Here is an 11,528-nt window from a genome sequence, read left to right on the forward strand (position 1 = left end):
CTTCCGTGGTAATATGGTTACTTTTTACGTTCGGTAGTATACCGTACCAGCTGCTCCAGTCCTGTTCTGGCCTCACTTTCTTCGAAAGTATACAAGATATCAAATGCTTCCTGCTGATACAGTGACATTTTCTCCTCAGCATAGCGGACGCCTTCGTTTTCATTTACAAAATCAATGATCTGCTGTATTTTGGCAGGTTCATCATTGTGGTTTTTCACGAGGTTAATGATCCTTTTCTTTTCTGTTTTACTGCTGCGGTTTAAGGCATAGATCAAAGGAAGAGTTACCTTTTTCTCTTTGATATCTATTCCCAGCGGTTTGCCCACATCATCAGTACCAAAATCAAAAGTATCGTCCTTAATCTGGAAGGCTATGCCTACTTTTTCTCCGAACAAACGCATTTTTTCAATCGTTTCTTCATCGGCACCTGCCGAAGCGGCACCGCATGCACAGCAGGAAGCGATCAGGGAAGCTGTTTTCTGACGGATAACATCAAAATACAGGTCTTCGCCAATATCCATTCTTCTTACTTTCTCTATCTGCAGAAGTTCACCCTCACTCATTTGTTTTACTGCTTCAGAAACGATCTGCAGCAGGCGGAACTCATTGTTGTTAACAGATAGCAGCAGTCCTTTTGCCAGCAGGTAGTCGCCCACCAGTACTGCAATTTTGTTTTTCCAGAGGGCATTGATAGAAAAGAAGCCCCTGCGTTCATAAGCGTTGTCTACCACATCGTCATGGACGAGGGTAGCGGTATGCAGCAGCTCTACCAGGGCTGCGCCACGATGAGTAGATTCGATAATACCTCCACAAAGCTTAGCGGCAAAAAACACAAACATGGGTCTGATCTGCTTGCCCTTTCTTTTCACAATATAGTGCGTAATGCGGTCCAGTAATGGCGCGTCACTATGCATTGAGGCTTTGAATTTTTCTTCAAAGACATCTATATCTGCGGCGATGGGTTTCTTAATCTGATCTATTCCTGGCATTCAGGTTTTAAAATTTGTGCAAACTTAATTAAATTCAGCCAAACTGGTGCTTAATTTAAAAATGATGTTATTTTTTGGCGCTGATATGTTTAAAGATCTGTTCTGCATGCACTCTTGAGTTCTCGATAAACCACTTATGTGTATCCATTCCTCCACAGACTACCCCTGCAAGGTACAAACCGCGCTGGTTGGTTTCCATGGATTCCGGATCATATACAGGAGCATTTGACACTTCATCTACCATCTGCACCCCTAATTTCCTGAGCATCTCAAAATTCGGTTTATACCCGGTCATGGCGATCACAAAATCATTTTCAAGCTTAAGCTCTCCTTCGGGGGTTTTCAGGGTGACAGTATCCTCTCCTATCTCAGTCAGTTCAGAATTGAACCAGGCCTTGATCGATCCTTCCCTGATCCTGTTCTCAATATCAGGCCGTACCCAGTATTTCAGGTGAGGGCCGAGTTCCGAACCGCGGATCACTAAGGTCACCTTAGCTCCCTTACGGTAGGTTTCAAGTGCTGCATCGATAGCAGAGTTATTTGCGCCCACTACCAGAACATTCTGAAAGGCATATAAATGGGGATCCTTGTAATAATGAGCCACCTTTGGCAGTTCCTCTCCGGGAATGTACATCAGTACCGGCACATCATAAAAACCGGTGGAGATCACCACATTCTTTACTTTATATGTCTTCTTTGAGGTAACCACTTCAAAGTCATCAGCTGCTGTTTTATCAACAGTTCGCACCTCTTCAAACAGATGGAGGTTCAGGTCAAACTTCTCGGCCACGCGGCGATAGTACTCTACCGCTTCATTTCTGTTTGGCTTGGGGTTGATGCTCACGAAGGGCACACCTCCTATTTCCAGTTTCTGCGAGGTGGAAAAGAAAGTCATGAATACCGGGTAATTGTACAGGCTGTTTACCAGCGCGCCTTTGTCTATAATAATATAACTCAGGCCGGCGTTTATCGCTTCAATACCACAGGCCAGTCCTATCGGGCCGGCGCCTACAATCAGTACGTCATATTCTTCCATGGGTAATCAGTTCCTTATCTCTTAATGTGAGGCAATAGTATCGGTTTTTTTTAAGTCTGTAGTTTTTAAAGCAGCATAACCACCCGCAATATCAATCACATTATCCACGCCCCTGGCTTTAAGAATGGAAGCAGCTATCATCGATCTGTAACCGCCTGCACAATGCAGATAATACGTTCCTGAAAGATTGACTTCATTTGTCCATTCGTTGATATAATCAAGCGGGCGTGTAACTGCAGACTCAAGGTGGCCGGCTTCAAATTCACCGGGCTTGCGCACATCCAGTACGGCTAACCCAGGGTTTGCGTTAAATTCTGTTTCAAATTCATTTACTGAAACTGAATCTACAGTATCAATTTCTTTGCCTGCATCTTTCCAGGCTTTTATTCCGCCTTCCAGGTAACCGATAGTATAATCGTATCCCACCCTGGCCAGGCGGGTAATAGCCTCTTCTGCTTTGCCTTCTTCCACGATTAGCAGCAGTGGTTGTTTAAGGTTTGTGATCAGCGCACCTACCCATGGGGCAAACTGTCCGCCAAGGCCGATATTGATCGATCGCGGGATAAATCCTGCTGCAAAAGCCTGCGGGTCTCTCGTATCCAAAAGCAGTGCCCCTGTATGGTTTGCCGTAACTTCGAACTCCTCCGGCGCAAAAGGGATCATCCCTTTTTTCTGTACATTGGCGAAACTTGTGTAACCAAACTTGTTCATTGCTGCATTCTTGGCAAAATACTGGGGTGGCGGCAATATGCCATCCGTTACCTGTGCAATAAATTCTTCCCTGCTTTCTGCTTTTAAAGCATAATTTACCTGTTTCTGGTTCCCAAGTGTGTCAAAGGTTTCCTTGCTCATGTTCTTACCACATGACGATCCTGCACCGTGGGCAGGATAAACCAGGATATCATCAGGTAAAGTAAGGATCTTTGCATGCAATGAGTCGTACAGCGTACCTGCCATCTCATCCATTGTCTGTGCTCCTTTTTGAACCAGGTCTGGTCTTCCCACGTCTCCGATGAACAAGGTATCACCGGTAAAGATACAGTAAGGTCTACCTTCTTTATCACTCAGCAGGTAAGTTGTAGATTCAGGTGTATGCCCGGGGGTATGCAGTGTTTTGATGCTGAGTTCGCCAATGTGAAAAACTTCGCCGTCTTCAGCAATATGTGAAGCAAAGTTTGTTACTGCTGTTGGCCCGTATATGATATCTGCGCCAGACTGCTGTGCAAGATCTACATGACCAGATACAAAATCGGCATGAAAATGTGTTTCAAAAATATATTTGATACGGGCACCAGCCTGTTGTGCTTTTTTTAAATAGGGCTGAACTTCGCGCAGCGGATCTATGATTGCCGCCTCGCCATTACTTTCGATGTAATAAGCTGCTTCGGCAAGACAACCTGTATAAATTTGCTCTATCTTCATCAGATTATAATTATTTCCTTTTTGCAGCACCCTGCCAGCAGCAAAGCCGGCTCAGTTACTATCCAAAAATAGGGTTAATATTCTTTAACCGCTGTTTAAAACAGCCTTCTTACACAAGTTTTACTTTATGCAGTTAACTCTCCGCGGAGGGATTGTTCCATCAGAAAAGCGATTTGAGTATTGGAAAGATCCTGTCCCATCAGGTACATCAGCTTTGTTACTGTGGCCTCGAAAGTCATGTCAAATCCGCTGATGATCCCCATTTGCTGCAATTGTTTGCTGGTTTCATACTTACCAAGTTCTACGGAACCACCCTGGCATTGTGAGATATCAACAATCAGCTTCTCCCGGTCAAGGGCATCCTGCAGGCTGTCTATAAACCATTGGGCGGTTGTGGTATTGCCGGAACCAAAGGTTTCCAGCACTATTGCGTCAACAGAGGATCCTGTAATGCCCTGTACCGCCTGCGGCGTAATTCCGGGATATAGTTTTAACACCCCGATATTTGCGTTGAATCTGGATTGTACCTGCAGTTCATCCGAGGGGTTGGGATTGATGTAGTTGGAGTAAAATGACAGGTTAACCCCTGCTTCTGCAAGGATATGGTAGTTGGGCGACTGAAATGCTTCGAACTTTTCTGAATTGTATTTTATGGCGCGGTTCCCACGGAAAAGCTGGTAATCGAAATAGATACATACTTCTGGTACCATCGCAAGACCATCTTTTTTGGTTGCCACAATTTCCAGTGCTGTAATCAGGTTTTCCTTGGCATCCGTCCTGATTTCGCCAATTGGCAATTGAGATCCCGTTAGGACTACTGGTTTACTCAGGTTTTTTAACATGAAACTTAAAGCCGACGCTGTATATGCCATAGTATCCGAGCCGTGAAGTACCACAAAGCCGTCGTAATCATTATAGGTACGTTCAATAATTGCAGCCAGTTCTGCCCAGATCACCGGATCCATATTTGAAGAATCAAGTATGGGATCAAAAGAGTGTACATCCAGCTGGTAATTGAGACGGGCAAGCTCAGGGACATTCTGCCGGATCTGTTTAAAATCGAAAGGAATCAGCGCGCCGGTCAGCGAGTCGTTTACCATACCAATGGTTCCCCCTGTGTAAATGATGAGAATTTTAGTCATTATAAAATCAGACATTAAATATTTTGACAGAATTTGCCGTTGTTACTTCTGCCACTTCTTCGATAGAGATATTGTAAAGATCTGCCACTTTTTGTGCTATGTGGATAAGGTAACTGCTTTCGTTGGGCTTGCCCCTGTAGGGTACCGGAGCAAGATATGGAGAATCGGTTTCCAGCACAATATGCTCCAGAGGAACATGCATCAACACGTCATCCAAACCTGCTTTTTTATAAGTTACCACACCTCCAATGCCAAGGTAAAATCCCAGTGCTATAGTGCGCTCTGCCTGTTCAAGATTGCCTGTAAAGCAGTGCATGATTCCTCTAAGGCCATCCCCTTTTTCGCTTTCCAGTACTTCAAACACTTCATCAAAGGCTTCGCGACAGTGGATCACTATTGGGAGCTGTTTACCTTTTGCCCACTTGATCTGTTCCCTGAAAGCTTTCTGCTGGATCCCAAGCGTAGTTTTATCCCAGTACAGATCAATGCCAATCTCTCCTATGGCATAGATTTTCCTGCTTGCTATACTATTGTAAATTTCTTCGAGGACCGCTTCATAACCTTCCTTCACATCAACCGGGTGAAGTCCCAGCATACCAAAACAGTTCTCCGGATATTTTTTTACGACATCATCTATTTTAGCGATCGAAGAAATATCAACATTGGGCAGGAACAAACGGCTGATCTGGTTATCAAAACAGCGCTGAAAGAGGCCTGCCTGTTTTTCTTCATCCGTTTCGTAGTATAAATGAGTGTGGGTATCTGTTAAAAGCATAAAACAAAGTTAATAAAAAAACCCTGTCCGGATTTGGACAGGGTTTACTACTGATGATTAAATCAGCAATTATTATCTAACTGCAGGAGCAATTGCTGGTGCAGCAGCTACAGGAGCACCTGTTGCTTTTTTAATGTCAGTAATCTCAACTTCAAAACATAAAGGAGAGAACGGAGTGATACCGCCCTGTGGCATTCCACCTTCACCGTAAGCCAGTGCAGAAGGGATGATCAAAGTGATTTTTCCACCTTTACCAATCAGTTTAAGACCTTCGTCAAATCCCGGGATCGCTCTTCCCAATGTGAAAGGACGTGGACCATATTGAGCCATTGGTGTAAATTTACCATTGTCTTTTGCTACTTTCTCTACACTTGTATCGAAGATGTTTTCTTTACCGTCAGATTTTTTAGTCAGTAATTTACCCGTGTAATTTACCATCAGAGTATCTGTAGGAGTTGCTCTTTGTGCATCACCAGGAGCAGTGATTACATATTGTAAACCAGAAGCGGTAGTTTGTGGTTTCAATTTATTGTCTTCAATAAAGTTTTTGATTTTTCCTGCTTCAGCAGCTTTGTGTTTTGCAACAGTTGCTTTGAAATCAGCCTGGAAGAATTCGGTTGCTTTTTTCTGGAAAGTTGAATCCGCCTCGCCTGCAGCTTTGTGCATTACTTTTTCAATTTTCACAGTAAAGATCATGTATTTATCTTTTTGAGTAGCTGGTTTTGGCTGGTTAGAATATTTAGCCATTGAATCCAGGTCAATTTTAAAAGTAGCACTGTCACCTTCCGCCAATAACATCAGGGCGTCAGAGATATCACCTGCCCATTGTTTTTTAGATACAGGGAATACAGCTGGCTGCTGGATATCATAAGTACTGCTGGTTACTGAATCTTTTTCAGTTTTTTGAATTGCATTGATTTTGATAATGTCACCTTCAACGATTTTATCTTTTCCTTCGGTTTTGTGAATCTGGTACATTAAGCCACCCGGACCTTTTTTGAAGTTGTTACAAGCTGCTAAACCAAGTGTAGCAGCAAAAAGAAATACTAATGTTTTTTTCATTTTTTGTTTGATTGCTTTTTCATTTGTAATGAAGCTTGCTGCGGCTGCTGCCTTGCAGGTTTCATTGTTTGATTTAATTGTTTTTTCATCTGTAATGAAGCTTGCTTTCGGCTATTGCCCTGCAGGTTTCATCTTGTTATTTAATTGTTTTCCTGTGTGATGAAGCTTGATGCGGCTATCGCCTTGCAGGTTTCATTGTTTATTTTATTGTAATAATTGAGTTTTATATTCAGGCACTATTGATTTAAAATAACTGATGGTATCTTCGAGGTTTCTTTCAGAATAACCGCCAGCGGCATTTCTGTGTCCACCGCCATTAAAATATTTTTTGCAGATCTCATTCGCAGGAAAATCGCCTGTGGAGCGCAAAGATAATTTAACTTTATCAGATCTTTCAATAATAAAGGCAGCCAGTTTGATACCATTGATGGATAGTGCATAGTTCACGATACCTTCAGTATCACCGGTAACGATCTCAAAACGTTTCAGTTCTTCAGCGGTAACAGATATAATGGCAGTATTCAGTTCCCTGATGATTTCCAGTTTATTTGTAAGGCAGTTCCCCAGGAAACGTAAACGGTTCTCCGTAGCATTATCGTATACAAGCTGGTGAATTCTCCAGTGTTCTGCGCCTGCATCAATCAGGTCGGCCCCAATACGGTACACATCAGAAGTTGCAGATGCAAATCTGAACGAGCCAGAATCGGTCATAATACCAGTATATAGACAGGTAGCAATGTCCTTGTTCATCATCTGACCATCTTCCAGTACGTTAACGATGAAATCATATACCAGTTGTGCAGCTGCGCATGCATTGATGCTCCAGTGTCTGTAATCATCAAAATCTTCGGGCTCCAGGTGGTGATCGATCATCACTTTGTAGGCAGAAGAACTGCGGATAACCTCGCCCAGCTCATTGATCCTGGTCAGCGTGTTAAAATCCAGACAGAAAACTAGTGCCGCCTCGGCAACATATTGCTCAGATTTCTCCTTTTCTTCCGTATAGATGATCACATCCGAATTATTCGGAAGCCAGTGCAAAAAGTACGGATAGTCTGTCGGGGTAATCACTTTCACATGGTGTCCGCCCTGGATCAGGTAAGCATATAAGCCCAAAGATGAGCCCATCGCATCTCCATCAGGTTTGTGGTGCGTTGTAATTACAATTTTCTGCGGCGTTGCCAGCAATGATTTGAGTTCAGAAAGGGATAGCATATTCGCTGCAAAGCTAATAATTTAATGATTAAATGATTCCTTTATATTTGATGTTTAATATTAACAGCAGAAAATGTAGTTTTGCAGAACAAATAAAACGAAGATGAGTACAAACAGAACATTTACAATGATTAAGCCAGATGCGGTAGCAAATGGGCACATCGGTGCAATTATCAATGACATCACTGCTGCAGGTTTTAAAATCATTGCCTTAAAATACACAAAATTAACAGAAGAAACCGCTGGTAAATTTTATGAAGTTCATAAAGACCGTCCTTTCTATGGCGACCTGGTTACTTTTATGTCTTCAGGACCAATCGTAGCTGCTATTCTTGAAAAAGACAATGCTATTGAAGACTTCAGAAAACTGATCGGTGCTACCAACCCTGCACAGGCAGAAGATGCTACTATCCGAAAAAAATATGCACAGTCGATCGAAGCTAATGCAGTTCACGGATCAGATTCAGATGAAAATGCTGCAATCGAAGGAGATTTCTTCTTCACAGCTGCTGAACGTTTCTAGTTTCTGCTGATGCTATTGAAATAATACTAAATAAGCACCCCTAAAAGGTGCTTATTTTTTTTAAAACCTATACTAACCACAAAAATTAAATTCATGAAGAAATTATTGATCACGCTATTGATTCCCTACTGTGCTATGGCGGTAGATGCGCAAACCAAAAAGCCTGTGGCCAAAAAAACTGTAAAAACTGCAGCAACACCGGTAAAATTTGTAAGTGCACTGGATTCTGCAAGCTATGCCTTCGGGATGTCAATGGCCGCCAGCCTCAAAAGTAACGGCTTAAAAACTTTGAACTACGACATGCTGCTGAGGGGTTTGAAAGACGAATTTGCAGGGCAGAAAACTTTATTGAGCCAGCAATCCGCGCAACAAGCCATTGGAAATACATTTAAAACCGTAAGTCAGGCTAAATTTTCAGCTAACATTACCGAGGGCAAAAAATTCCTGGAAATCAATAAAAAAACCCCCGGCGTACAGACTACTGCAAGCGGATTACAATATCTGGTATTAACGCAGGGCAAGGGAATTAAACCAGCAGCAACAGATTCTGTACTGGTACATTACAAAGGTACTTTACTCAACGGAAAGCAGTTTGACAGCTCTTACGACCGCGGAGAGCCAATTACACTGACACTTGACAGGGTAATCCCAGGATGGACAGAGGGCATGCAGCTGATGTCAACCGGCAGCAAATACAAGTTCTTTATTCCTTACGATCTAGCTTATGGAGAGCGTGGTGCAGGTCAGGATATCCCGCCTTACAGCACACTTGTTTTCGAGATAGAATTGCTTAAAGTGAACGGTAAGTAACATTTGTCCCAAACCATTCCAAAAATAGTTTGTTGTAATCCCATAAATTAAATCAAACTATCATGAACATTAAGAAATATTTCCCCCTCGCCTTCGTTGCTTTATTGGTTACAACACTTTCCAGCTGCTCCCTGGTTGAAGGTATTTTTAAAGCCGGCGTATGGTCTGGTATTATCGTAGTAGTGGTAGTGCTTGCCCTGATCATCTGGGTAATCAGCAAGATTTTTGGCGGTGGCAGAAGCTAGTTCTACAAAAATATAATCTCATTAATGACCTCAGAACCGGCGCGTTCATTCAGTTTTTGGATGATGCCGGTTCTCACCATCATCAGTTCATTTTTAATGACTGAGGATTCTATACGGACGAAAAGCTTTTTGTGGGCAATATAAATCTGAGTGGTACGGTTACCTATAGCAGTGCCCATGATTTCCGGCCACATGGCCACTACCCCTGTTTCATCAAATTTCCCTCTTAACCTATAAACCGACAGCATCTTGGTGATGGCATCTTTCAGGATCATATCATTAGGTTTACGCATGGTGTATAGATCCGTTACTGACCTCAAACAAAGTTACAGGAACTTTGATCTGATTAAAAATATTTATTACTCTTTCTTTTCCCGTGTCAGTGATAAAGATCTGGCCGAAATCATGATGCGAAACCATCTCCATCAGCTTATGCATGCGGTGGTCATCAAGTTTGTCAAAGATATCATCCAGCAGCAACAGGGGTTTAAAACCCTTGTATTTTTCAACGTAAGCATACTGTGCAAGTTTCAGTGCGATCAGGAATGACTTCTGCTGACCCTGTGAACCAAATTTTTTCAGCGGCATATCAGCAATACTGAAGATCAGGTCGTCCTTGTGGATGCCGGTTGTGGTCCTCTCCAGGATCTTATCTTTTTCTATGGATTGCTGCAGCAAAGTATCAAATGCCGTATCATTTAATTGCGAATGATAAACCAGACTTACCTGTTCAGCATCTGTAGTCAGGTACTGATAGTATTTATTGAATAACAGGATATAATCCTGCATAAACTGTTTGCGTTTTTCAAAGATCTTCTGCCCTGAGTTCACCAGTTGCTCATCAAAGATCTCCAGCAGTGCCGGGTCATACCTCCTGGTTGCAGCAATCTGTTTCAGCAAGGCGTTCCTGTTCAGCAGATGGCGGTTATAGATGATCAGTTCATCAAGATACTGTGCATCTGTCTGCGAGATCACATTGTCCATAAACCGGCGGCGTTCTTCACTCCCATCCATGATGATCGTTACGTCATAGGGCGAAATCATTACCAAGGGGAACAATCCAATGTGACTTGCGAGTTTGTCGTATTCCTTTTTATTTCTCTTGAACTGTTTTTTCTGGTTTTTCTTTACCCCGCAGGTGATCTTTTCATTTTTCTCCTGACGGTCAAAATCACCCTGGATCAGGAAAAGTTCTTCAGCTGTTTTGATCTGCTGACTGTCAATAGGATTGAAATAGCTTTTGCAAAGGCACAGGTAGTGTATTGCATCCAGCAGGTTGGTTTTCCCGGCGCCATTATTCCCTACAAATGCGTTGACAGTCCTGGAAAACCGTAAATCAGCATCAGAATAGTTCTTAAAGTTGAGCAGAGTAATATTTTTTAACCACATATGTATGATCAGCAAAGTTACCGTTTAGCTTTGTTAAAATAACGTGATGTGGAGATTTGTTTCCCTCCGGCAGCTATCCCTATCAGATTCAGGAAGTTCGAAACTGAACGCTTCGCTAAAAATTTATGTAAATACTAAAAAAAGAGGTTGATACTTTAACCGAAAAATGTATTTTTGCAATCCTTAATTTTTTTAAATAAAATGTCCACAACAGAAAAAGAAGTAAATTATAACGTTAGAAAGGGTTCTTTTGTAGAAGAAAACTCTAAAAGCCTTTTGTTCATTGCCGGTGCGGTTATCGTATTGGTGGGCATATACTTCTGGTATCAGAACGTATACTTAAAAGGAAGAGCTGAAGAAGCGTCTGCAAAAATGTACAAAGCAGAACAATATGTTGGGGTAGACTCACTAGCAAACAAAGCAATTAACGGAGATTCAGGTTATCCTGGTTTTGAGAAAATTGCTGACGAATATAACAATACAAAATCTGCAAACTTAGCCAACCTTTATCTTGGCGGAATTTATTTACGTAAAGGGGAGTACAAAAAAGCGGCAGATGTTTTGGGCAAATATGCAGAAACAGGCAGTCCTGTGGCAGATCCTCTGGCATTGGGAATGCTGGGCGATGCATACAGCGAGCTGAAAGATTACAGCCAGGCGATTACCTACTATAAAAAAGCTGCTGATAAATCGAGCAATAAATTTACATCTCCTATGTTCCTTAAAAAACTGGGCCTGGTTTATGAAACGCAAAAAGATTATGAAAATGCTGAAAAAGCTTATACAAAAATCAAATCAGAATTCCCTGCAAGCCAGGAAGCTACGATGATCGATGAATACATTGCCCGCGTCACTGCAGCACAGGGTAAGTAAAATAAAATATTTTGACAAAGGCCTGCATTTTATGCAGGCCTTTTTTT

13 protein-coding genes are annotated in these 11,528 nt (G+C 42.2%); 4 read left to right on the plus strand and 9 right to left on the minus strand.

Features of this window, described 5'->3' with window-relative positions:
- Nucleotides 1–17 precede the first annotated feature (17 nt).
- From ABWY16_RS18235 to ABWY16_RS18265, 7 genes are all read right to left on the minus strand, one after another.
- Nucleotides 18–989, minus strand: coding sequence for a polyprenyl synthetase family protein (locus ABWY16_RS18235; protein WP_353906095.1), 972 nt, complete (start codon nt 987–989; stop codon nt 18–20).
- Nucleotides 990–1,056: 67 nt separating this feature from the next.
- Complete coding sequence (locus tag ABWY16_RS18240; RefSeq protein ID WP_353906096.1) at nt 1,057–2,025, minus strand: YpdA family putative bacillithiol disulfide reductase; 969 nt, start codon at nt 2,023–2,025, stop codon at nt 1,057–1,059.
- Between the two features lie 21 nt (nt 2,026–2,046).
- Complete coding sequence (locus ABWY16_RS18245) at nt 2,047–3,447, minus strand: MBL fold metallo-hydrolase (RefSeq protein ID WP_353906097.1); 1,401 nt, start codon at nt 3,445–3,447, stop codon at nt 2,047–2,049.
- Nucleotides 3,448–3,572: 125 nt separating this feature from the next.
- On the minus strand, nt 3,573–4,589 hold the full coding sequence (locus ABWY16_RS18250) for an asparaginase (protein ID WP_353906107.1): 1,017 nt from the start codon (nt 4,587–4,589) through the stop codon (nt 3,573–3,575).
- Between the two features lie 7 nt (nt 4,590–4,596).
- The gene (locus ABWY16_RS18255; protein WP_353906098.1) at nt 4,597–5,364 is read right to left on the minus strand and encodes a TatD family hydrolase; all 768 of its coding nucleotides are present in this window, start codon (nt 5,362–5,364) and stop codon (nt 4,597–4,599) included.
- Between the two features lie 72 nt (nt 5,365–5,436).
- On the minus strand, nt 5,437–6,426 hold the full coding sequence (locus tag ABWY16_RS18260) for an FKBP-type peptidyl-prolyl cis-trans isomerase (protein WP_353906099.1): 990 nt from the start codon (nt 6,424–6,426) through the stop codon (nt 5,437–5,439).
- Between the two features lie 204 nt (nt 6,427–6,630).
- A complete protein-coding gene (locus tag ABWY16_RS18265; RefSeq protein WP_353906100.1) occupies nt 6,631–7,641 on the minus strand; it encodes a DHH family phosphoesterase in 1,011 nt (336 codons plus the stop codon).
- 103 nt (nt 7,642–7,744) lie between these two features.
- Here ABWY16_RS18265 and ABWY16_RS18270 point away from each other — a divergent pair, with 103 nt between their 5' ends.
- The 3 genes from ABWY16_RS18270 (at nt 7,745) to ABWY16_RS18280 (ending at nt 9,219) form a co-directional block, all read left to right on the plus strand.
- On the plus strand, nt 7,745–8,164 hold the full coding sequence (locus ABWY16_RS18270) for a nucleoside-diphosphate kinase (RefSeq protein ID WP_353906101.1): 420 nt from the start codon (nt 7,745–7,747) through the stop codon (nt 8,162–8,164).
- 93 nt (nt 8,165–8,257) lie between these two features.
- Nucleotides 8,258–8,974 (plus strand): BamJ family beta-barrel-assembly machinery protein, encoded by a 717-nt coding sequence (gene bamJ, locus ABWY16_RS18275; RefSeq protein WP_353906102.1) that lies wholly within the window; start codon nt 8,258–8,260, stop codon nt 8,972–8,974.
- A 62-nt stretch (nt 8,975–9,036) separates the two neighbouring features.
- Nucleotides 9,037–9,219 (plus strand): hypothetical protein, encoded by a 183-nt coding sequence (locus ABWY16_RS18280; protein ID WP_353906103.1) that lies wholly within the window; start codon nt 9,037–9,039, stop codon nt 9,217–9,219.
- 2 nt (nt 9,220–9,221) lie between these two features.
- Here the strand turns inward: ABWY16_RS18280 and ABWY16_RS18285 are convergent, their stop codons facing one another.
- Entirely contained in the window at nt 9,222–9,512 is a 291-nt protein-coding gene (locus tag ABWY16_RS18285; RefSeq protein WP_353906104.1) for a DciA family protein, read from the minus strand.
- Nucleotides 9,505–10,608, minus strand: coding sequence for a DNA replication/repair protein RecF (recF, locus tag ABWY16_RS18290; RefSeq protein WP_353906105.1), 1,104 nt, complete (start codon nt 10,606–10,608; stop codon nt 9,505–9,507). The genes ABWY16_RS18285 and recF overlap by 8 nt, the downstream gene beginning before the upstream one ends.
- Before the next feature lie 201 nt (nt 10,609–10,809).
- Here recF and ABWY16_RS18295 point away from each other — a divergent pair, with 201 nt between their 5' ends.
- Nucleotides 10,810–11,481 carry a tetratricopeptide repeat protein gene (locus ABWY16_RS18295; RefSeq protein WP_353906106.1) on the plus strand — a complete coding sequence of 224 codons (672 nt, stop codon included), beginning with the start codon at nt 10,810–10,812 and terminating at the stop codon, nt 11,479–11,481.
- The last annotated feature ends 47 nt before the right edge of the window (nt 11,482–11,528 follow it).

This window comes from Pedobacter sp., assembly GCF_040513095.1.
In the GTDB taxonomy this organism is placed as follows: domain Bacteria; phylum Bacteroidota; class Bacteroidia; order Sphingobacteriales; family Sphingobacteriaceae; genus Pedobacter.

What these genes read in the sequence shown, in the direction of transcription:
- ABWY16_RS18285 (WP_353906104.1), bottom strand. Translation starts at nt 9,512, where the DNA reads ATGCGTAAACCTAATGATATGATCCTGAAAGATGCCATCACCAAGATG.
- recF (WP_353906105.1), bottom strand. Translation starts at nt 10,608, where the DNA reads ATGTGGTTAAAAAATATTACTCTGCTCAACTTTAAGAACTATTCTGAT.
- ABWY16_RS18250 (WP_353906107.1), bottom strand. Translation starts at nt 4,589, where the DNA reads ATGACTAAAATTCTCATCATTTACACAGGGGGAACCATTGGTATGGTA.
- ABWY16_RS18295 (WP_353906106.1), top strand. Translation starts at nt 10,810, where the DNA reads ATGTCCACAACAGAAAAAGAAGTAAATTATAACGTTAGAAAGGGTTCT.
- ABWY16_RS18280 (WP_353906103.1), top strand. Translation starts at nt 9,037, where the DNA reads ATGAACATTAAGAAATATTTCCCCCTCGCCTTCGTTGCTTTATTGGTT.
- ABWY16_RS18245 (WP_353906097.1), bottom strand. Translation starts at nt 3,447, where the DNA reads ATGAAGATAGAGCAAATTTATACAGGTTGTCTTGCCGAAGCAGCTTAT.
- ABWY16_RS18235 (WP_353906095.1), bottom strand. Translation starts at nt 989, where the DNA reads ATGCCAGGAATAGATCAGATTAAGAAACCCATCGCCGCAGATATAGAT.
- ABWY16_RS18265 (WP_353906100.1), bottom strand. Translation starts at nt 7,641, where the DNA reads ATGCTATCCCTTTCTGAACTCAAATCATTGCTGGCAACGCCGCAGAAA.
- ABWY16_RS18240 (WP_353906096.1), bottom strand. Translation starts at nt 2,025, where the DNA reads ATGGAAGAATATGACGTACTGATTGTAGGCGCCGGCCCGATAGGACTG.
- ABWY16_RS18260 (WP_353906099.1), bottom strand. Translation starts at nt 6,426, where the DNA reads ATGAAAAAAACATTAGTATTTCTTTTTGCTGCTACACTTGGTTTAGCA.
- ABWY16_RS18270 (WP_353906101.1), top strand. Translation starts at nt 7,745, where the DNA reads ATGAGTACAAACAGAACATTTACAATGATTAAGCCAGATGCGGTAGCA.
- bamJ (WP_353906102.1), top strand. Translation starts at nt 8,258, where the DNA reads ATGAAGAAATTATTGATCACGCTATTGATTCCCTACTGTGCTATGGCG.
- ABWY16_RS18255 (WP_353906098.1), bottom strand. Translation starts at nt 5,364, where the DNA reads ATGCTTTTAACAGATACCCACACTCATTTATACTACGAAACGGATGAA.